This is a genomic window from Pseudomonas sp. MIACH (assembly GCF_001269925.1).
Lineage (GTDB): Bacteria > Pseudomonadota > Gammaproteobacteria > Pseudomonadales > Pseudomonadaceae > Aquipseudomonas.
The window spans coordinates 134226-155814 of the sequence record NZ_LHVO01000015.1 but is presented as its reverse complement, the minus strand read 5'-3'; the positions used below and the strand labels follow the sequence as shown (position 1 = coordinate 155814).

The 21589-nt window shown below is 55.5% G+C and carries 13 protein-coding genes; 7 read left to right on the top strand and 6 right to left on the bottom strand.

Going from position 1 to position 21589, the window contains the following annotated elements; all coding sequences use genetic code 11:
- Nucleotides 1-77: 77 nt before the first annotated feature.
- Nucleotides 78-896: a lipopolysaccharide biosynthesis protein gene (locus AD670_RS05670; RefSeq protein ID WP_172681447.1), complete on the top strand. Its 819-nt coding sequence runs from the start codon at nucleotides 78-80 to the stop codon at nucleotides 894-896.
- Between the two features lie 57 nt (nucleotides 897-953).
- Here AD670_RS05670 and AD670_RS05665 read toward each other — a convergent pair whose 3' ends face one another.
- Both AD670_RS05665 and AD670_RS05660 read right to left on the bottom strand, forming a co-directional pair.
- Nucleotides 954-1502, bottom strand: coding sequence for a cytochrome b (locus tag AD670_RS05665; protein WP_053129141.1), 549 nt, complete (start codon nucleotides 1500-1502; stop codon nucleotides 954-956).
- Nucleotides 1503-1808: 306 nt separating this feature from the next.
- Nucleotides 1809-2444, bottom strand: coding sequence for a TetR family transcriptional regulator (locus AD670_RS05660; protein ID WP_053129045.1), 636 nt, complete (start codon nucleotides 2442-2444; stop codon nucleotides 1809-1811).
- A gap of 246 nt (nucleotides 2445-2690) precedes the next feature.
- Here AD670_RS05660 and AD670_RS05655 point away from each other — a divergent pair, with 246 nt between their 5' ends.
- From AD670_RS05655 to AD670_RS05630, 6 genes are all read left to right on the top strand, one after another.
- Nucleotides 2691-9863, top strand: coding sequence for a non-ribosomal peptide synthetase (locus tag AD670_RS05655; protein ID WP_156338121.1), 7173 nt, complete (start codon nucleotides 2691-2693; stop codon nucleotides 9861-9863).
- Nucleotides 9864-9883: 20 nt separating this feature from the next.
- A complete protein-coding gene (locus AD670_RS05650; RefSeq protein ID WP_053129138.1) occupies nucleotides 9884-11059 on the top strand; it encodes an FAD-dependent monooxygenase in 1176 nt (391 codons plus the stop codon).
- A gap of 39 nt (nucleotides 11060-11098) precedes the next feature.
- Nucleotides 11099-11980 (top strand): SDR family NAD(P)-dependent oxidoreductase, encoded by an 882-nt coding sequence (locus AD670_RS05645; protein WP_053129037.1) that lies wholly within the window; start codon nucleotides 11099-11101, stop codon nucleotides 11978-11980.
- Nucleotides 11977-13680: an aldehyde dehydrogenase family protein gene (locus tag AD670_RS05640; RefSeq protein WP_053129034.1), complete on the top strand. Its 1704-nt coding sequence runs from the start codon at nucleotides 11977-11979 to the stop codon at nucleotides 13678-13680. The genes AD670_RS05645 and AD670_RS05640 overlap by 4 nt, the downstream gene beginning before the upstream one ends.
- A gap of 47 nt (nucleotides 13681-13727) precedes the next feature.
- Complete coding sequence (locus AD670_RS05635; protein ID WP_053129030.1) at nucleotides 13728-14426, top strand: 4'-phosphopantetheinyl transferase; 699 nt, start codon at nucleotides 13728-13730, stop codon at nucleotides 14424-14426.
- Nucleotides 14427-14583: 157 nt separating this feature from the next.
- Nucleotides 14584-15792 (top strand): MFS transporter, encoded by a 1209-nt coding sequence (locus tag AD670_RS05630; protein ID WP_053129027.1) that lies wholly within the window; start codon nucleotides 14584-14586, stop codon nucleotides 15790-15792.
- Between the two features lie 151 nt (nucleotides 15793-15943).
- Here the strand turns inward: AD670_RS05630 and AD670_RS05625 are convergent, their stop codons facing one another.
- The 4 genes from AD670_RS05625 to AD670_RS05610 all read right to left on the bottom strand — a co-directional run bounded on the left by AD670_RS05625 (nucleotide 15944) and on the right by AD670_RS05610 (nucleotide 21531).
- Nucleotides 15944-16546 carry a TetR/AcrR family transcriptional regulator gene (locus AD670_RS05625; RefSeq protein WP_053129024.1) on the bottom strand — a complete coding sequence of 201 codons (603 nt, stop codon included), beginning with the start codon at nucleotides 16544-16546 and terminating at the stop codon, nucleotides 15944-15946.
- 147 nt (nucleotides 16547-16693) lie between these two features.
- Nucleotides 16694-17704: an alpha/beta fold hydrolase gene (locus tag AD670_RS05620; protein WP_053129022.1), complete on the bottom strand. Its 1011-nt coding sequence runs from the start codon at nucleotides 17702-17704 to the stop codon at nucleotides 16694-16696.
- Nucleotides 17705-17806: 102 nt separating this feature from the next.
- Nucleotides 17807-20158 (bottom strand): membrane-bound PQQ-dependent dehydrogenase, glucose/quinate/shikimate family, encoded by a 2352-nt coding sequence (locus AD670_RS05615; protein WP_053129135.1) that lies wholly within the window; start codon nucleotides 20156-20158, stop codon nucleotides 17807-17809.
- A 170-nt stretch (nucleotides 20159-20328) separates the two neighbouring features.
- On the bottom strand, nucleotides 20329-21531 hold the full coding sequence (locus AD670_RS05610; RefSeq protein ID WP_053129020.1) for an MFS transporter: 1203 nt from the start codon (nucleotides 21529-21531) through the stop codon (nucleotides 20329-20331).
- Nucleotides 21532-21589: the final 58 nt, after the last annotated feature.

Genomic DNA, 21589 nt, shown 5'->3' with positions numbered 1-21589 from the left:
CTTCATGCGCCGCCCCCATCAACAGTGTTCATATTGGTGATACACCTACCTCAAACTCACTGTCTGGTGCAGGCCGAATGAAACAGCTGTCGCGCCTTGAGTCCACGCCTGCCAATGACCATACGTCCGGGCCATGGTGCCCGCTGCCCCTGCACGATTTTGCTGGCTGTCGGGGTATCGAATCAGGCGCGGTTTTTATCATTGCTTCCGGCCTGTCAGCCAGATCGTTTCCCCTCGAAACGTTTGCGCACGTGCCCATGATCACCATGAATGGCGCGATTTCGCTGTTCATGAACACCGACGTCAAACCCTATTTTTATGCCTGTTCTGACAGAAGTTTCTCCCAACAGCAGCCCGCCTTATTCGACTATGCGATGGCCGTCAGCCAGAGGGTGGCGCTGTGGGAAGATCATGCGCAATCGTCTCGCGTTCGCCCCAGCGGGCAGCTCTACCCGTTATCCAAGGCCGAAAAACCGAGCTGGCTTGAGGCTGTGCTGGGGAGACGTGACGCATTGGTCGTGGAGCATTCCTTGCTGCCCCTCCGGAAAAGACCCATCGGCTTCAGCAAGGACATGAGCGCAGGTTTTTTTGATGCTCGAACCGTGGCCTATCTGGCCATACAGCTGGCATTCCACGTCGGGTTTTCCAAGGTTTTCCTGGTCGGCGTGGACCTGGACGAAAAGTCGGGGCGCTTTTACGAAACGATGGACGCCGTAAACTCGCCCTGCGGGCTCGACCAACACTATTACACCCGCATACTTCCATCGTTCGAGTTGATGTCCAAAAAAGTCATGGGCGATGACTTCATGGTTTACAACTTATCTGATACTTCAAAAATTCCGCAGAGCGTGATCCCGCGTGTGACGCTCGGGGACGTGGAGACAATGCTCCGCTGACGTCGCTCGAGCCGTTCCGGAACCTGCACGATCAAACGCTGCGATGAACCTGGACGGTCAGTCACCACGGCCGGGCAGCATGCCGGCGAGAACCCGATCTTTGTCAATGAAGTGATGCTTCAACGCAACGACCATATGCCCACCCACCAGTGCTCCGCATAGCCAGGCGGTGTAGGTGTGAATCGACTTTGCCAGGTCGTACAGGCTTTGATCAGGCTCGACGAGCGTTGGCAGCAGGAACAAACCAGCGACCAGGATGGGTTTATCTGCGACCGAACTCCAATACCAGCCCGACATCGGCAACCCCACCAGCGCGATGCAGTACAGCAACAGATGGCCAGCGAAAGCCCCCCGTTTCATCAGCGGACTCATCGTCGCGGGCATTGCGGGGGCAGCATGCGTCAGACGCCAGCCGATACGCAGGACGATAAGAAAAAGAAGCACGCTGGCCATCGCCTTATGGAGAAACGTCAACTGGTGCTGAGGGTTGAACTCATCACGCCAATGAACCGCCACGATCCCGACCAGCCAAGCGACAATCCAGATCAGCCCCATGCCCCAGTGCAACCACTTCGCGGTAGCTGTATAGCTTTGTGCGTTCGACATCAGCAATTACCCCCCCGTTTGGAAGCCACGATTATCGTCATTGGTCAGTATGGAAAAACCGTAAAAATCCGATGATTAACATCGAATTTTCTGTTTGCAGAGGAGCGAGAATCAAAGGGAGAACGCGAGCGGGGGCACATGCGGGGGTATTGTTCAGGCATGAAAAAGCCCAATCTTTTCAGAGTGGGCCAAGGCAAGGTCCGATTCCAGGTGACCAACCGTGAAACCCGCCCGCCAAGGCTGGCAATGATTTGAACTCAACTCTAGCCCGGCGAACGATTGAAGCGCCCTCTCAATCAGGGCAAATCATCTGACTTGAAGAGCAGGAAAGTTGAACCCCTCCTCAACGATGACAAAAATCTCATCAAGCACATCCGAGTAGAGCGCAGAGGAGGATCTTTTTTTCCAGAGGTCATGAGCCGCTGTATGGGCGTAGTCCAACGCCCATGCGACGACACTCGGACGAATGTCATTCTCTGCATTCACCCCCATTCTCCCGGCGATAAGGGCAACAATCGAATCTCGACGATTTACCCCATTTTGCAGAGTTTTTGCACGAATCAGAGGGTGACTTCTCAACAGTTCCTGAAGCGTCATGAAACGATCCGCATCAAAACCATACGATCCCTTCTCACAACTCCTGACGACATCCACAGCGGCATGCCTCAAGGCCGTCACAACAGGTTCGTGGGGAGGACGCTCAGCAAGCGCAGCGATGAACTCCTGATGCTCCGCTTCTTGATAATCCAGAACGACATCCTCCTTGCAGGAGAAATATCGAAAAAATGTACGAGCGGAGACATCCACTTTTTCGGTGATGTCCTCGACTCGCGTTTCATCAAATCCCTTCTCAGCGAAAAGCTCATAAGCCGCTGAAATAAGGGCATCGCGCAACATGAGCTTCTTGCGCTCACGCCTGCCTACCTCTTCTTTTTCCGCCACGCGTCTGTTTCCTCGATTAGGTCAACTCACGGTACCCGACCAAACATTATTACCATCAAATGACAATTGCGCAATTTTAATAAAATACACAACAAGAAATATGCCTATTGACTTATTTTGTCAGTCAACGACATTATTCACCCGCCTTCTCATTTGGCAGAAGCGGATGTAAGACAACTCTGACAATCGTGTCAGCTGCCTCTCCGCTTACTGCCGCGTAAATCATCTAAAGGGAGTTAGATCGCGATGAACAGCGCCAGCGCCGTAGACGAAAAACAATCCGCCTCGCACACAGCTCAGCTGCTGAATCCGTTTGAGCGTGATATCTGGTTTGAATCGCAAAAAGCCCCTCACAGCCACCAGTTCACCGTGGCTTTGTGCGTTTGCCTGCCAGGATCGGTCGACGTGGAAAGGTTGAAATTCGTCGCTGAGAACGTTCTGCGATCTGAGCCCGCTTGCTTCAAGACGTACCATGACAACGACGGCCATCCGACGGTACGACAAACATCGAGCAAGATCGTCGCAGAGCTATTTGAGTTCACCGACGAATCCGGCTCGGCGGCTTTTTACGAAGAATGGTCCCGCCACTCATGGAATCTTGCCCGTGCTCCGCTGATTGAGGCAGCTATCGGGCAGGTGGGGACTTCAGTGATGCTCATGATTCGAGGCCATCACATCGTGGTCGACAGCTGGGCATTGGACGTGCTGTCCAGAAAGATTTTGAACGTTTTCGAAGGAAGGGAAGCACTTCCTCAATCGAGCCTTCACGATTACGTTGAGCACCACGCCGCAAAGACTCCTTCCCTGCACAGTGCAGCGCTTCATCAGGCAATCCTTGAGGTAGCTGGCACAGTCAAGGATGTGAACCCCATACTTTTTTCGAAGTCCGGTCCGACGCTCTCCTCATCCCAACGCTATCGTCGTACATTCACGATTTCGGCTGAAGACGTTCAGCGCGCCCTGGATATCGGCATGACGCCCTTCATGACCGTTTCCGCCTCATTGGCGGTATTGCTGTCATGCCAGTATGGCGCCGAGCATTTTTTGCTTGGGGTGCCCTTCCTCAATCGAGGCGAAGCTGACATCACCGCCGTCACCCAAAGAGCCAACACGCTTCCCGTCAGCGTTCAAGTCAGCCACGCTCACACGCTTCGAGACGTTGCGGTTTCACTCAAGCGACAGGTCAGCTTTATCAAGGAAAGAGAGTCCATTCCCTTTGGGCAACTGGTCTCTGAAATCGCGCGTTCTGGCCACAACCGACAACTGTTCGATGCGACGGTTTCATACCTGCGCTACCCGCAGTCTGATCAAGGTGTGCCGTCGTCGACTCACAGAAGCACCGCCCACGTTCACGCACAAGACGCGGTGGCCATTCACTTGCATACCTACGGAAAAAACGCCGACGTATGTGGGGAAATTTGCCTCAACAGCGCGGCGTTCGATTCCGAGTGCCACGCATCAGTGTTTCTCGACGCGTTCCTTCAGTTGGTGGATGGCTTCCTGCCCCAACTGGACAAGCCGTTGGACCAGGTCAGCCTGCTGACTTATGAGCAGGCTGAAACACTCCGGGCCTTCGAAGAAGGCCCCACCAAGTCTTACAGTGAAAAAGACACCGTCATATCGCTTTTTCGAGCGCAGGCAGCACGAACCCCCTACAACATAGCGTTGCGTGACCACGACCATGCAACCTTCACCTATGCCGAATTGGACAATTGGTCCTCGGCGATCGCCACAGAGCTGGAAAACCAAGGCGTAGGCCCGGGTGACGTTGTAGCGGTATCAATGGTCAGGTCGCCACAGCTCATGGCAGCGATCTTCGCCGTACTGAAAACGGGTGCGGCTTACCTGCCAATCGATAGCGAATATCCCGCAGACCGTATTCAGTACATGCTTGAGGATAGCAACGCGAAACGGGTGATCACCAACCTGCCTCAGGTCATGAGCAGTGATGATCCGCGCAGGTTCGACCTCGACGTACTCCTCTTGGAGCTGGCGCGCGAAGTCAATTATGTCAGCAAGGCTCGCCCCCAGGATCCCGCCTATATCATCTATACGTCGGGCTCGACCGGCAGACCGAAAGGCGTCGTGATTGAACATCACTCGGTCATCAATCGCCTGGAGTGGATGCAAGAGATTCATCCGCTCGCCAGTAACGATGTGATCCTGCAAAAAACCCCTATCTCGTTCGATGTTTCGGTGTGGGAGCTTTTTTGGTGGAGTCTGACGGGGGCGTCGGTGGCCCTGTTGGAGCAAGGGGCTCAGCGAGATCCTCGCGCGCTGATTAAAGCTATCAGCGATCACAAGGTCACGGTGGCCCATTTCGTTCCTTCGATGTTTGAACCCTACATCCAGGCGCTGGCAGACGATCGAGAACAACTGCTCAGCGTACAGAGCCTGCGCTGCCTGTTTACCAGCGGCGAAGCGCTCTCCCCTGCCGTCGTGAATAAATTCCGCAAACTGTTCACTGGCGATACCCAGCCGCCCAGGTTGATCAACTTATATGGTCCGACCGAGGCGACCGTAGATGTCACCTGGTATGAGCTGGACCTGCTGGGCCACTCGGACATTGATGAAGTGCCGATTGGTTACCCCATCAACAACACGTCAATACGTATCGTCTCCCAACATGGTGTCAGGCAGCTCGTCAACGTACCTGGAGAACTGCAAATCGGCGGCGTCCAGTTGGCAAGAGGCTACCTGAATCGCCCGGACCTTACGGCGGAACGCTTCATTACCGATCCGGAGGATGGGCGTCGCTGGTACCGAACCGGAGATCTCGCCGCGTGGGCAAAGGATGGTTCTATCCTTTATATGGGAAGAATGGACGGCCAGGTAAAGATCCGCGGAAACCGTATTGAATTGGGCGAAATCAAGAATACGCTGCTCAATCTGCCAAACATTTTGAATGCCGAAGTCGTCGTTGAGCAGGACGATAAGCGAGGCAACCATTTGGTGGCACTGTTTGTCAGTCGCATTCCACAAACCGAGCGCTCATTGCGTGAGCAAATGGCTAACGCGCTCCCGGCGTTCATGCTTCCTTCCCGGTTCGTAGCCCTTGACCATATCCCACTCACCCCCAATGGAAAGTTCGACCGTGGCCAAGCATTAGCGATGGCCAATACCACTCAAACTGCCGCACCAAAAGCCGAGTTGAGTGTGACAGAGCGCCTGGTCAGCGATATCTGGGGCGGCATTCTCGGTCAGCGGGACATTATTGCAGAGGACGATTTCTATTCCATCGGAGGCGACTCAATCCTGATGCTGAAGGTGCGCTCGGAATTAGAGAAGCACGGATATGACGCCAACTTGTCCGACCTGAGTGACCACACCACGGTTCAAGAACTGGGGCGCTTCCTGGAACTTACCGCAGACAACGTGGCCCTGCCCAAGGCGGCACTGAGTGCGTTTGAGCTGGTGACTGACAATGAGCGCAAGCGCCTTGCAGAATTGGCCGTAGACGCCTATCCGATTTCACAACTGCAACTGGGGCTCCTCTTCCATAGCCGAGAGCAAGAACAAAGCCGGGTCTACAAAGACGTTTTCCGTTACACCCTGAAAATGGACTGGTCTGAACAGAAGTTCCGCGAAGCCCTGCAGGGTTTAATCCAGCGCCACCCGGCATTGCGTACAACGTTCAACATCGGCGAATACTCCACCCCGCTTCAGCTTATTCACAAGGACTTGTCGGTAAACGAGGTTCTGGCCGTCAATACGCCGCTGGCAAACGTCTATGAGCAGGAAATAGCCAAGCATATGCAGGCGTGGTCCGCGCACAACTATTCGTTTGCCACAGGGCCACTGTTCAACGTAGCCGTTTTCATTAACGAATCAGGCGCTCCTCTGGACCTGGTGCTCAGTTTCCATCATGCAATCCTTGACGGCGGTAGCGTCGCGAACCTGATTCGCGAACTGCTCCTCTGTTATGCGAGGGGTAATGATGAAGCCCTGGGTTATCCCACCCACGATTTACCGAACCCATCGCTGTTTGTTCAGGACGAACTCGCTGCAATAAATAGCAGCGAGCATCGAGCCTACTGGAAGGGCCATCTGGAAGGCGCCACCAACATCCTGCCGATTGGACTCGCGGCGCACCTTGAGCGCGCGGACAGCGGGATGTTCTCGTACCGGTTTTTTGTTGAACCCGCCCTTGATGACGCATTGGTGCAACTGGCAAAACGCTCTCACCTGCCCATCAAGACGTTCTACCTGGCTGCCCATTGTTCGGCGATAGCGTCAATGAGCAATACGAGAGACGTGCTGACAGGTGTTGTGACCCACGCACGCCCAGAGATCCGGCACGCAGAACACCTTCTCGGATTGTTTCTGAACACATTGCCGTTGCGAGTCAACCTGGCCGAAGTCAGCGCTCAACAATTGGTTGAGTCAATCTTCAGGCACGAGAAGGCGAGCCACCGTCATCGTCGATTCCCGTTGAGTGAAATTCAGACAGACAATGCAGGCGTATCCATAAGCACAGCATTCAACTACATCCACTTCCATGTACTGGAGGAAGTCGCCGCACAAACCGGCATCGAGATCGCAGCCTTCGATCCGCAGGAAGAGACCAGTTTTGCCCTCCTTGTGAACGTCATGCGCGAGTTCTCGGGAGCCGAGGTCGCCATCCGTGTGGATATGGATGGAGCAATCTATGCACGCGAACAAGGTGAAGTCTTTGCGCGGCTTTTCAATGACGCGTTGAAACGCCTGGCCTTTCAACCCCATGCAGAAGCGCTCTTCAGGTCGCCGATTGCGCAATCCGGTTATCTCGCCTCGGGCCCGGCCAGGGACGCATTCATTCCCGTGCCTGCGCAGATCCTTCAGGCCGTGCGTCATCAGCAACAGGCCGTTGCAGTTACCTATGAAGATGCCCAGTGGACCTACGCACAACTCTGGGATACCGCCGGCAGAATTGCGTCTCTGCTCAGCAGTAAAGGCGTACAGCGCCAGGACGTTGTCGGCCTGGCATTGCCACGCTCGTTCGAACAGATCGCCACAGCCTTGGCAACCCTGCGATCAGGGGCCATCTGCCTACCTATCGACGTGTCTTATCCCGCCGCACGCATTGAACTGATCCTGAAAATCGCAGCGCCAAAAGTAGTCGTCACCCGGTCGTGCGTTAACGAACTACCTGACAGTACTGTGCGCCTGGATCTCACCAATGACCTTTTACAAACGGTAGAGGCCGCCTGTTCAGACGTCGCGGTTGAGTCGACCGACAACGCCTACATTCTGTTCACGTCAGGCTCCACAGGCACACCTAAAGGGGTCGCAATGCCCCATAGAGGACTGGCGAATCTGGTCGGCTGGCAGAACAAATCGGCGAGTGGCGCCGTTGGCTCGACACTCCAGTACGCGCCGCTCAGTTTTGACGTTTCGTTCCAGGAAATTTTCTCAACGCTAAGCGCGGGTTCGACGCTGCACCTGATCAGCGAAGAGGAACGCCGTGATCCCTCGGCCCTGCTCAGGTTTATGGATCGCAAGTGCGTGGAACGCGTATTCATGCCTTACATCGCCCTGCAGCAACTCGCGGAAGCGGCTGTCGCCCTTGATCTGTTTCCTGGCAGCCTGCGCGTTGTCGGCTCGTCAGGCGAGCAATTGCGGGTCACCCAGGAGATTCGCGCACTGATGAGACATCTGCGCGGGGGGATTCTGGAAAATCAATACGGTCCAACCGAAACCCATGTGGTGACCCGCTACAGCATGAGCGGTAATCCTGATTACTTCCCGGCGTTACCTCCTATCGGTAGCGAGATTGACGGAGTTGGCATCCTCATTCTTGACGACGCTGCCAACGTTATTCCCGATGGCGTACCGGGAGAAATCTGCGTTTACGGAGACGCACTGGCGTCCGGTTACTACAAAGCCCCAGAAGAAACAGATAAGAAATTCATCCGTCACGATCATGTACCCGGCAAATTGTTTTATCGAACCGGTGACGTCGGTATCAAATGCGCCGACGGCACCGTTATCAGCCTTGGCCGGAATGACAACCAGGTCAAAGTGCGTGGCTACAGAATTGAACTGTCGGAAATCGAACTCAAAGTCCTGAGCTTTTTTGAAACCCGCAACGAACACATTGACGTGGCAGTGATCGCGAAGCCGCGTGATGAGCACGACGCCTACCTGGTCGCTTACCTGACAGGAAGCGGGTCGCAAGACGAGGCGGTGCTGTCCCAGCTCAAGCATTACCTCAGCGAGGAATTGCCGACGTACATGCTGCCAACTCACATGGCCTGGATCGCGCAGATGCCGACCACGCCAAGCGGCAAAAGGGATGACGCTGCGCTGCGCACGCTGAACGTCCAGCTGGGTAACGCGGTGAATTACCGGGAGCCGAGCGGCGAGTACGAAATGAAGCTATGCCAATTGGCAGCCGAGCTTCTGAAGACTCCGAAAATCTACCCCCAACAGAGCATCTTCGATTGCGGGGCCACGTCACTGACAGCAATGCGCTTGGTTGTGTTGGTTGAGAAGTTGTACGGAATCAACGTGCCCCTGTCTTCCTTTGTCAGTGCACCGACCATGGAAAAACTCAGCGTGCTGATTCAAAAAGGCGGTGGCGCATTCACGTTCGACCCACTGGTGCCGCTACGCGAAACCGGGCAGCGCACACCGTTGTTTCTTGTCCACCCCATGGGCGGCAATATTCTCTCGTACCTGCGCATGCTTCCGCATTTACCCGCCGAACAGCCACTCTATGCACTGCAGGCCTCGGGGGTCGATGCAGGCTCTGAGCCCATCCCGTCTGTCGAGGCACAAGCACGTTTGTACATTGAAGCAATGCGTCGAATCCAGCCCGAAGGTCCGTACGTCATCGGTGGCTGGTCCTACGGTGGGTTCATTGCATTTGAGATAGCCCAGCAGTTGATACGGGCAGGCGAGCGCGTTGCCAATGTACTGATTCTGGACACCATGGCGCTTAGCTCACACGCCCAAGGCAAAGCCAGTGATGACGCATTGCTGAGTTGGTTTTTTTGGGAACTGCTCTGGACGTCGAGAGGCTCCGAGCTCCCTGTCCAAATTGTGCCTGATCATATCGCCACGCTTCAGGAGCGCTTCGACTTCATCACCGATCACGCAATCTCCATTGGGGCGATTCCGGCCGGTAGTACCAAAGCCGTCATGCAGCGGCTGTTCGAGGTGTATCGCACTAACTGGGAAGCGGCGACGCAATACAACTACGAGGCGAAGTGCCCGGAACTGGATATCACCCTGATCCGGGCAATTGAACCGCTCCCCCCCATTCTTCGGGATATGCACGACACCATCCGCAGTGAATACAACGATCCACTCAATGGTTGGGCGGGCAAAACCTCGGGGATGATCAAGCTGATTGAGGTTGACGGTGATCATTTGACCATCATGGAAGAACCTTTTGTCGGTGCGCTCGTCACGGCAATTCTTGAAGAAATCAAATAACTATGGATCAGGGTCAAAACATGAAAACCAAACCTGTTGCGCTCATTATCGGAACCGGAATCGGCGGCTTATCGTGTGCAGCCGCCTTGAAAAAAGTTGGCTGGTCAGTGCGTCTTTTCGAGAAGGCTGACAGCATGAGAGCCACCGGTTCAGGTCTCTCGGTGATGTCGAACGCCAGCGCGGCCATGAAAAAGTTGCTCGATATAGATCTGGGGCTGGAGCACTACGGAGCCGAAATTCGCAACTTCGAGATCCGTCATAAGTCCGGATTTCTCCTCAAGCGTCTTCCGTTCCAGGAAATTGCCGAGGAGCAAGGTTCTCCCAGCGTCTGCATTTCCAGACAGCAACTGCAAACCGCCTTGCTGGACAACCTGGGGGAGGTAGACATCAGCCACGCAAAGCGATTTGCAAGCTACGACGAAACGGATGACGCTGTACACGTGACCTTCGAAGACGGGACCAAGGCCTCAGGCGACATCCTGGTCGGCGCTGATGGCTACTATTCCGCGGTGCGCGATGCGATGGGGATCCCCAGCCAGGTACAAGAGGCTGGATACATCTGCTGGCTCGCACTGGTCAAATATGATCATCCGCAAATAACCCCTGGCTATGTCGTGCATTACTGGGGCAAGGGCAAGCGGATTGGCATCATTGATATCGGAGGTGGATGGGTCTACTGGTGGGGAACAGCCAATATGTCGAACCAGGAGGCTGTTGGCTGGTCCGGCACAAGCGCCGACGTTGCCAAGGTCTATGAGGGATGGCCAGCCATCGTTTCCGACATTATTCACGCCACGCCCAACGAAGCCATCATCACGGTCGATGCAAAAGACAGGTCCTTTCCAGCGACGTGGTCCAAGGGGCGTGCAACGTTACTCGGCGATGCAGCTCATCCAATGCTCACAAGCCTGGGCCAGGGCGCGGGCTTGTCCATAGAGGACTCAGCCGTGCTTGGGCATGTCCTGTCGACGTCGACAGACCATCAAGCGGCGTTGCGACGATACGAGTCGATCCGCCAACCCCGGGCTAAAGCCATCGTCGACGCATCAAGGGCGCTGAGCGATGTGGAGCAATACGACCAATTCCTGCCTCGGCTGAAACGCGACGTTGGCATGCTGCTCGCGCCGGCAAAAACCATGCGAGAACGACTGCAGGCGTCAATGCTGTTCGACGATTTTGCAGTACACGCCCAATAAGTCACCCAACGAAAATTTTCAGCCAGATAAGGGATTGTCATGTCTAAGAAAAGCGTACTTGTTACCGGTGCTTCTTCGGGTCTGGGCCATGCGGCAGCCTTGATGCTTGCTCGTAATGGCTTTCATGTTTTCGCTGCCGCAAGGGAGATTCGCGGCGTGTTTAACGGGCAAGCCAATGTGGAGGAAGTCAGACTCGATATCACCGACGAGGCGTCGGTCGCGCAGGCATTGGAAAAAATCGCGGCAAAGAACACTGCCTACCCTCTGTGGGGCCTGATCAACAACGCCGGCATTTGCGTGCCCAGCCCACTCGAGATGCTTAGCCCGCAAGAGCTGCGCCGACAACTTGACACGAACGTCATAGGTCAACTGCAGGTCACTCAGGCCATGCTGCCTCAGCTACGTGAAAACCGCGGGCGCATCATCAACATCACGTCCGGCCTGGGAAGCATTGCGGTTCCTTACCTGGGTGCGTACTCCATCGCTCAGTTTGCAAAAATGGCATTCACTGATGCACTCCGCAGAGAACTGGCCAACTCTGGCGTCACGGTCAGCGTGGTACAGCCGGGCGCGATCTACACCCCTATCTGGGATAAGTTTCTCGCCACCGGCCAGGACATCATGAATCAGGTCAGCGGCGAGGCGAGGCAAATATACGCTCGCTCATTCACCGAGTTTCTCAAACAGAGCGAAGCGCTGGCCCGCGCTGCCACCACCAGCGAAGCCGACTTCGCTGAAGTCATCCTTGACGTGCTGACGACTGCGCAGCCTCTGGCTCAATACAGCGTGGGCAATGATGCACAAAGTTTTGTGGACATGGCTAAGTCAGCCACAACCGCAGAACTCGATGCGATGTTTGCGGCGCAGATGCCTACCGGGACGGACTTTGGATCAGCTCAAAAGATCGGCCAGGCATCATGAACGTACGCAGATTGAAGATGTGGCGTGATCAGCATCGGTCAATGATGAATAGCGCGATTGTCGCGGTGAAATCCAGGCAGCCTTACAGCCCGTTTTCCGATGAGTTGACGAACTACGAGCATGCTCAAATCGAACAGGGCGAGATCAGGTTCAAGCGCCTGCTCGACTCCAAGTTTCAGATCGACCGTCGCAGCTCAGCGGACCTGGGGGAGAAGAGAGTCGGTAAGGAGACGTCGCCTTATGGGTTTCCATTAGGCATTTCATACCGTGCCGAACACTTCGATAGCCTGGTTAAAAAGGCCAATCGTTCGATGAGCAAATGGGAGCACCTGAGTGTTGAGCTTCGTAGTGCATTGCTGTGCGAAGCAATCACGAGAATTCATGCAGACACGTTCCTGTTCTCTCAGGTGGGTATGCATACCAGTGGCCATGGTTTCTTCATGGGCTTTCATGCGAACGCTGTTCATGCCCAGGCACGAGCGCTTGAATCCGTTGCGCGTATTTGTCAAATAACGGCCGAACTGACCCAACAGGTGGACTCCGAACTCAGCGTAGGGGACGCGCAGCCACAGCGGATTTTGCGCAACTTCCAGCCAAAGCCTGCTGGCCTTTCTCTGGTGTATTCGGGTCGGGTCGCCCCCACCTGGGGGGCATACCCGTGCGTTTTCGCCTCATTGGCTGCGGGTTGCCCTGTCATTGTCATCCCTCACTCCGAAGCTATCCTGCCGCTGGCATTGACCGTAAAGGCGATTAAATCAGTGTGCGCCGAAGCGGGTGTTTCAGCAGACATCATCAACCTGTTTTGCTCTGATAACGACGCTGACTACAGGAAGGCTGCGCAGCACCGTGCGGTGAAGCTGATTGATTACATGGGTAAATCCGAATTTGGCAAATGGCTGCGTCAGCATGCATGGCACGCCCGCGTCATGACCCAGCAAAGCGCCCAAACCTCCGTGTTTGTGCACTCTACGGACAACTACGACGGCATGATCGAGAATCTGGCATTCGGTCTGTGCTCTTACTCAGCGCAGTTGTGCACGTCGCCGCAGAACATCTACGTGCTCAAGGACGGCATTCGGTTACCTGACAAGATCATCACGGTTGACGTATTCCAGCGCGACCTGGTGGCTCGGATCGATCAATTGCTGCAACGATTTCAGCCACCACGTGATCTGCTCGGGGTCATCATCGGCAAACAAACCGTCGCCGATATTCGGCAATGCGAAGGTGCCAGATTTGCCAAGGTATTGCGCCATTGCGAGCTGCTGCAGGATCCTGAGTTTGCTGATGCCCAGGTACTGACGCCCTCTGTGATTGCGGTACAACCGGGTTTTTCAAGCAGTCTCGACTACTACGCCAGCGAAGTCGCAGGTCCGGTCTCCTTTGTTATCGTCAAAGATGACCTCAAGACCGTTGCCCGCGAACTCAGCTACGTCGGCCAAGAGTTTGGTGTGCTGGGACTGGGGCTCTACGCCATCGATGCAAATGTTGAAAAGGCCATGAAGTGTGTTTCGGCGGACATTGGCGCCCTGCTGTCCGTAAATTTCTGCGGTAACTATTTCATCAGTCAGTGTTCGGTGTTTACCGACATCCACGGCGGCGCGGTTAACTCATCCTCCGATGTCACTTATGGAGCGCCAGGGTTTTACCATTCTCGTCTGCGCATGACGGAAGACAGAACCGTGGTCTGCACGCCATGAGTTCAGCTCTTCGCATATGGCCATTCAACTACCCGGAATTACCTCGGATGGCATTGTTTTCATTCCAGGTAAAAGACGTCGTCGAGCGCGATATGCCGCAGGCAGAGGAGTGGCTGGCGTGCGCCATGACATCCCGGCGCAAGGAGTTCGCAGCCGGCCGAATCTGTTCGGCTGCAGCGCTTCAGGCACTGGGTGGCGATAGCGTGTGGCCGCCGATTGCCAAGCCCTATCGCTATGCAAAATTCCCAAAGGAGTTCAAGGGTTCGATCACCCACACTCAAGAGTGCGCACTGGCATGTGTGGGCGATGCGGAGCGTTATCTCGCCATTGGCCTGGATGCTGAATCGATGGTTGAGCACGCAGAACTTGAGCAAATGGCCAATCACGTCCTTTCTTTGCCCGAGCTGAACCAGTTCAAAAAAATGGACAGGGAACGGGCGCTGACCTTCTTCTACTTGTGTTTTTCAGCCAAGGAAACGTTGTTCAAGACGCTGTTTCCGTTGTGCCATACCGACATGGAATTTACTGAATCCGAACTCACTTCCTGGGATGACGAAGGGTGCTTTACGCTGCGCCTCGTCACTGACCGGGTGAGCGACCGATTCGAGAACGGCACCCTGTTCCGTGGCCTGTGGTCCGTACACGCCGATACCCTGCTCACTCTGCTCGCCCTCCCCCGCAAACAGGCGTTACCCACACTCGACTCGCAACTCTATATGCCTGATTTCAGCTATGGGCGCCCTTGAGCAGAGATTTGAGGCACCGTGGAGCCTGTGCGCCAGCCCAACCAATCATTTACATTCATCTCGTATGATTATACGATTTTAATGATACGCAGCGAATGTAAAACCCGATTCAACGATCGTCAGACACGCTGTACTCACTCGATAAGGAGTATCGAACATGGCTAATCCGTACCGAATACTGTTTCAAGCCTCGGGCACCAGGGCATTTTCCCTGGCAGGCCTGCTAGCCCGTTTACCGCTCCCGATGACAGGTATCGGCATTATCACGATGCTTTCGCAGTTGCGTGGCAGCTATGCACTGGCTGGCGCGGTTTCTGCCACCTTTGTCCTGACCTATGCACTGATGTCACCGCAGGTTTCACGAATGGTGGATCGTTATGGCCAACGCCGGGTACTGCCATTGTCTGCTGGTCTCAGTGTGGTGGGCCTGCTTCTACTACTGGCTTGCACCTACTGGCACACGCCTGACTGGACGTTGTTCCTGGCGGCAGTGTTAGCGGGCTTCATGCCGAGCATGTCGGCGATGGTTCGCGCCCGGTGGACGGCGATATACCGAGGCAAGCCCCACCTGCAAACAGCCTACTCCCTCGAAACCGTACTGGACGAAGTGACGTTTATCGCAGGGCCGCCGATTTCCGTGGGATTGAGCGTGGCCGTCTTTCCCCAGGCCGGACCGCTGGCGGCCGTCGTGATGCTGGCGATTGGTACGCTTGCTTTGGCGGCCCAAGTATCCACCGAGCCGCCAGTGGAATCCGCCGAAGAAAAGAGAACGAGAACGGCCTCCATCTTTCGCTTGGCGGACGTGCGACTATTAACATTGCTGATGGTCGCGATGGGCGTCATCGTTGGAACGGTCGATATCGTAAGTGTCGCATTCGCTGAACAGATGGGGAGTCCGGCAGCCGCGAGTATCGTGCTGTCCTGTTATGCCATCGGCTCGTGCGCCGCTGGCCTGTTGTTCGGTGCGCTGAAACTGAAAACACCGCTCCACACACTCTTGCTGTTGGGTGGCTTGGCTACGGCAGCAACCACACTGCCCTTGTTGATGGCGGGCAATATTGCCGGCCTGTCCGCAGCGGTACTGGTGGCTGGACTATTCTTCGCGCCCACAATGATCGTAGCGATGTCCTTGGTTGAGCGAATCGTACCGGAACGACAATTGACTGAAGGCATGACCTGGTTGCTGGCGGGCTTGAATGTCGGGGTGGCGATGGGTGCTGCGGCATCGGGCCAGTTAGTCGATATGGAAGGGGCTCGCTATGGATTCAACGTTGCTCTGGCAGCCGGAGCGGCGGTACTGCTGGTGGCTGTCTGGGGACACCGACGGATGCGAGAACACTCGCTTACGCAAGCGTATTCCGTGTAAGTCTCGACGCTAAAGCACTTCGCTTGGAATGACCGGCAGAAAAAAGCCACTCAATAGAGTGGCTTTCGTTTCTTAATCCTAGCGCGATGTGCACTTGGATCCGCTAAGCAAATGATGATGCGCGTGCCCCTGCTTCTGGCAACGAACTTATCTACTGGGGGTCGGCCTTTGGTTTAACCAGGATGCCCCTCAGCAGCAACTCAAGCGCGACCACACTCTGCGCGAGTCGCTTATCGCCCTCTTCCGAATCTGCAATCCAGAACGCGGCTTCGGCAAGGCTGCCGTAGATCAGCAGCGCCAGCGCCTGAGGGTTGACATCCACCACGATACCTTGCTGGATCAAGACCTGAATCATCCGCTGCATCGACTCTACACAATGACGCTGTGCATCGGGTGAGGTGCCGCCCAGTACTGCCCTGGCATCGCGCAGCACAATCCGCTGGATTTGTGGTTCCAGGGCCATTTCCAGATACGCACGGCAGCGCTGGCGAAAACCGTCCCAGGCATCTGCTGCAGTGTCAGTAATGGCTTGCAGACGCTCATCCATTTCAGCGTCGAGTTGCTCGACGACTGCTGACAGCAAGCCTTTCTTGTCTCCAAAGTGATGGTAGAGCGCGCCACGGGTCAGGCTCGCCTGAGCCGTCAGCTCATCCATTGAGGTGTCCGCATAGCCTCGCTCACTGAACATCTCTCGCGCTTTGACTATTAACAGGGCACGGGTTTCTTCCATATCGGCGCGGGTGCGGCGAACCATCGGTTATCTCCTCACTGAAGGCGGCATGACCTGTGATGTCCATGAAGTCATGAATAGGTGCAGCTATACATGCGGTTTGTATCTATTGTCACTTTCGCGTAGTTCGATAACAAGCACACCGTGCCCCGTGAAACAGCGCCACATGCGCTAGCGTGCAAGAAGTTCAATCATCGCCTGTTCAATCACCCGGGTATCCGCATCATTCAGGCCTTCGCCAGCGACATGCCCCCAGACGGATTCCAATATGCGCAGTTCGGCTTTGGGTATCCGACTGACCTCGTGTTCGGCATCTCGGACAGGGAAGTACAGATCACTCGATGCAGGCATCACCAGCGTATCGGCGGTGATCGAAGCCAATGCCTTACTGACATCGCCCTGGTAACGGGCATTTGCGCTGATGTCTGCATGCTGTCCGCTCCAGAGTTGCGCAATGATGTCGTTGGCATCTCGCTTGAGGAACCACCCTTCCCAGAAATCAATCAGGAAGTCTTCAATGGATGCGTAGCCCAGTGCGGTCTCATCCAGTCGGTCGCGGAAGAACGCCTGAGACAGCCCCAGGGCAGCATAGACACGCGCGGCAACACGTAAGCCGCGTTGCGGTGGCCGCGTGTAAAACCCCTCCCGGAAGTCGGCATCCAGCTCGATCGCCGCGCGCACGCTGTCAAAAAACACATACAAATGACGTGACGTGCGTGCTGCGCTCTGAAAGGTAAACAGCCGCTCAACCATGTCCGGGAATGCACAGGCCCACTCAAAGGCCTGAGTGCCGCCCAGAGACCAACCTGTGGCCATCCGAATTTTCTGGATACCGAACAATTCGGTAACTAAGCGATGTTGCTGAACAACATTGTCGTGGATCGTAACGTGTGGAAATCGATTACCGTTCTGCGGCGCCGCCGTGTTGCTGGGCGAGCTGGACAAGCCATTGCCGAAAGCGTTTGGCACGATAATGAAATACTTTTCCGAGTCCAGCGCACGACCTGGCCCGATCAACCAGGCGGCATCTTCATGGGTGGCTGCGAAGGACGTCGGATAGACAATAACATTGTCCTTTGCGTCATTAAGGCGACCATAGGTCTTGTATGCCAATCGGGCCTCGCGGAGACGACGACCCGATTGCAACTGAATGTCACCGAGCTCAAAAACCTCATACGTCATAATGCGTGCTTCCCTTCATCTCGTTCTCTTTTCCACAGGCAGATGTGGTCCGCTGCGCAGCGATGTGTAAGTTGCATACGCAGCCCCGCTTCGGCACAACGATCAAGGGAGGCGGTAGGCGATCACATAGTCTCCGCGTTCTTGCTCCGGGCCTTGCGAACCGCCCGCAGTGACAACAACGTATTGCCTTCCCGTTCTGCCACCCTGGTAAGTCATGGGGGTCGCCTGACTGCCGACGGGCAGTCGACTTTTCCAGAGTTCCTTCCCGGTCCCGCTATCCATGGCCCTGAGGTAGTGATCCATCGAACCGGAGAAAAAGACCACCCCACCACGGGTAACAAGAGGTCCGCCCATGGTGGGCATTCCAAGAGGCAAACGTAATCCGGTAATCGCACCCAACAAAGGCGTGTCTTCGGTACTGCCCATGGGGACTTGCCATGCGATCTCTCCGGACCGAAGCTCAATTGCGGTCAATGTGCCGTAAGGCGGCGCAGTGCAGGGCACTCCGAGTGGCGAGGTGAACATTCCGTGAATGACACCATAGGGTGCCCCACGCTGTTGAGCGTAATTACCCGCAGCGCCAGTAGGATTGTAGCCAGCGGCCAGGGCATCCTCATGCTTGATAAATTGGGCCCAATGAGCAATGCGGATATCATTGACAACCAGCAGGCCTGAACTGACATCAACCGCCCCGCCCCCCCAATTTATGCCCCCGTAATAACCGGGGTACATGATTGTTTTTTGTGTGCTTATCGGTGTGAAATCGCCTTTCCAATGCATACGCTTAAACTGAATGCGGCAATACAGCTGATCAAGCGCGGTGATCCCCCACATACTTTTTTCTGTGAGCGGACCGTAGTCAAGTGACGCTCGTGAATAAGGCTGGACAGCGGATGGATGTTGGCCGGCAGGCGCGCCCTCCACACTGACCGCACGTGATTCAACGGGGAGAACAGGACGACCATTGCGGCGGTCCAAAACAAAAATCTGCCCCATTTTTGTCAAAACGATCACGACAGGAATGCTTTCTCCATTCCCCATTACAAGGTCATGAAGAATGGGCTGAGCGGCAACATCATAATCATGGAGATCATGATTGACGGTCCTGAAGTGCCAACGATCAATCCCGGTTTTCACATCAATGGCGACGACTGAAGCATTGTACGTTTCAGATGACGGTAAACGATCAGCGCCCCAGAAATCTGGAGTCTGATTACCCGTCGGTACGTAGATCAATCCCAGTTCAGAATCATAGGAGGCAGTGCCCCAGAAATTGGGGGTCTCATCCGCGTAAATTTCCCCCTCCGGGAGCGGATGCCCCCTCTTTGGAGCAGCCGGGTCCCATGCCCAGACAAGCCGCCCTGACTTAATATCCCAACCACGCACAACACCCGATGGCTCGCCACCACTGGCCCAATCCTGCATACGCGCACCGGTGACAATGACGTCACCCGCAACAAGGGGCGCTGAGGTAGGGAAATAGGAGTCTTTAGCCCTTTCGCTCAATCCCTTCAGCAGATCCACGTAACCGTGCTCGCCAAACCCAGGACACGCCTCACCCGAGCGGGCATCAAGCGTGAACAACCTTGCATCGAGGGTGGTCAGTACAATACGCGTTTTACACAAGCCGTCCGTGCTGTCATCCACGTTGCCCGTGACGCTTTCGTCAGGCGCCGAATGGGACGCGAGGCCACGGCAGCGCTGCCATTCTTTTGAAACTACTTGTGGATCGAATCGCCACCTCTCAACACCGGTTTCAGCGTCGACCGCCATAACTTTGCTGTAGGGCGTACAGACATAGAGCATGTCGCCTATCTTTATCGGGGTGCCCTGAAAGGCAGCTTCTGCGGTGGGTACATCACCGGTTTTAAACTCCCAGGCGACCTGTAAATCCGTTACGTTCGAACGCTCTATCTCGGCAAGTTCTGAATATCGAGTGCCCCGTGCACTGAGCCCATATTGAGGCCAATCCTGATTGACTGCGTGTTCCAGAGGAGGGTTGGCGCTGGATGCTCCCTCAGCCGTCAGCACGCCTTTTGAAACAACTGATGCATGCGGATAGAAACCAGCCCCGATGCCGACAAACGCGATGCCGAACAACACAATCGACGCTGGCGTTCGCATCTTGCGTCCACCTTGCACGCCGTCATGAGTTCTAAGCTGCGCGTAAAACAACGTAACCACACAAGCCACGCCTAAAAATAAGGACACACGCGGCACAAACTGCCAGTAGTCCAGGCCCACCTCCAGCAGCGCCCAAATCACACTGAAAATCAACAGGACGATTGCCGTGCTGAAAGCATGAGCGTGCTGTTTGATAAGCGAATAGGAAACGTAGCCAAGAAGACAGCCTGCCACTGCGTAGAACCAGCTCCCGCCAAGCACTATCAACCACAGTCCGCCCAAGAACAAAAACCCGGCGCCAAGCGCGAATAAGCCTGCGACGGTGTGCATTGCAATCCGTATAACCCGCATACCGCCCTTCTCCTGCCAGCGATGCCTATGGTTACTGATCAAGTTTCTTTGACCACTTACCGTCGTGCACACTCCCCCCCGTCACAGTCGTGCGTGAAACGAGGGGGATAGGTTTCCAATCGAACAACCGAACCCCTTTCGGGCCCAGCCTATGGGCAAATTGCCTGAGTTTTTTTGCCACTTGAACGGATCGCGAACGTCAGCAGCAGTGCCAATGTGGCCAAACCTGCGGCCAACCAGAGATTGGTGGCCAGACCGAACCTGTCTACCGCCTGCCCACCCGACCACGACCCCAGAAAAATACCGATATTGAATACACCGACATAAAGCGCAGTAGCGATTTCCACTGCATGCGGCGCCGCTTTCATCATCCAGGTCATCAAGCCCACCGACACGCCACCGTAGGCCAGCCCCCAGGCCAGCAACACTAGGCCGCCCCCCACATGGGAGTCACCGATCGTCAGGAACAGCACTGGCGCCAACAACAATCCCAGCGAGATAAAGACCAGGGTCAGGGCCGTGCGGCGCGCGGCGATAATACCCGCCAGGAAGTTGCCAATGATGCCCGCGACACCATAGGCGAACAGCAACGCGCCGATCCATTGAGCATCGAATCCGGAGACCGATAACAACAACGGACGGACAAAGGTGAATGCCATGAAGTGCCCGGCCACCAGCAAGATGGTCAGTGCGAGACCGGCTTGCAACTTGCGGTTGGCAAACTGTTCAGCGAACTGGCGCAAGGTGACTGAGTGGTGAACAGGCAAAGCGGGAATGGCGAAGAGGTGAATCAACAGCACACCCGCACTGAAAATAGCCATGCAGCCGAAAGCCCAACGCCAACCGGCAAAATCACCGATCAACGCGCCTAATGGCACACCCAGCACGGATGCCGCAGCGACCCCACCAAAAATAATGGAGGTGGCCAGCCCCACTGCGTGTGCCGGGACCAGCCGAGCGGCCAAGCCACCCGCGACAGCCCAGATCCCCCCCATGCAGAAGCCGACAAGCGCACGCGCAATCAGCATCCACACCATACTTGGGGCCAGGGCCGATGCAATATTGGCGATTACCAACAGGACGAGTAAACCGCACAAAATCCAACGGCGGTCCAGATTGCCTGCTGCGATCACCACCAGCGGTGCAAAAAAAGCCGCTAGCAAAGCAGGCAATGAGATCAATAAACCAGCGCTTCCCGTTGACGTTTCAAGCGAGCCGGCAATGGTCGTCAGCAAACCGACTGGAAGCATTTCTGTCGTCACGACCGAAAATGTAGCAAGGCCCATGGCGGTCACTGCCAGCCATGGATACCGTGGAGAAGGTGCAGGCGAAGCGACTGAAGGTGAACTCATGATTGCTAAATCCCTTTAGATGAAATTCAGGACTCGCCCAAAACGCGAGGCATTTGCC

Coding starts and splice junctions, on each gene's coding strand:
- AD670_RS05670 (WP_172681447.1), top strand. CDS start 78: ATGAAACAGCTGTCGCGCCTTGAGTCCACGCCTGCCAATGACCATACG.
- AD670_RS05665 (WP_053129141.1), bottom strand. CDS start 1,502: ATGTCGAACGCACAAAGCTATACAGCTACCGCGAAGTGGTTGCACTGG.
- AD670_RS05655 (WP_156338121.1), top strand. CDS start 2,691: ATGAACAGCGCCAGCGCCGTAGACGAAAAACAATCCGCCTCGCACACA.
- AD670_RS05650 (WP_053129138.1), top strand. CDS start 9,884: ATGAAAACCAAACCTGTTGCGCTCATTATCGGAACCGGAATCGGCGGC.
- AD670_RS05645 (WP_053129037.1), top strand. CDS start 11,099: ATGTCTAAGAAAAGCGTACTTGTTACCGGTGCTTCTTCGGGTCTGGGC.
- AD670_RS05640 (WP_053129034.1), top strand. CDS start 11,977: ATGAACGTACGCAGATTGAAGATGTGGCGTGATCAGCATCGGTCAATG.
- AD670_RS05635 (WP_053129030.1), top strand. CDS start 13,728: ATGGCATTGTTTTCATTCCAGGTAAAAGACGTCGTCGAGCGCGATATG.
- AD670_RS05630 (WP_053129027.1), top strand. CDS start 14,584: ATGGCTAATCCGTACCGAATACTGTTTCAAGCCTCGGGCACCAGGGCA.
- AD670_RS05625 (WP_053129024.1), bottom strand. CDS start 16,546: ATGGTTCGCCGCACCCGCGCCGATATGGAAGAAACCCGTGCCCTGTTA.
- AD670_RS05620 (WP_053129022.1), bottom strand. CDS start 17,704: ATGACGTATGAGGTTTTTGAGCTCGGTGACATTCAGTTGCAATCGGGT.
- AD670_RS05615 (WP_053129135.1), bottom strand. CDS start 20,158: ATGCACACCGTCGCAGGCTTATTCGCGCTTGGCGCCGGGTTTTTGTTC.
- AD670_RS05610 (WP_053129020.1), bottom strand. CDS start 21,531: ATGAGTTCACCTTCAGTCGCTTCGCCTGCACCTTCTCCACGGTATCCA.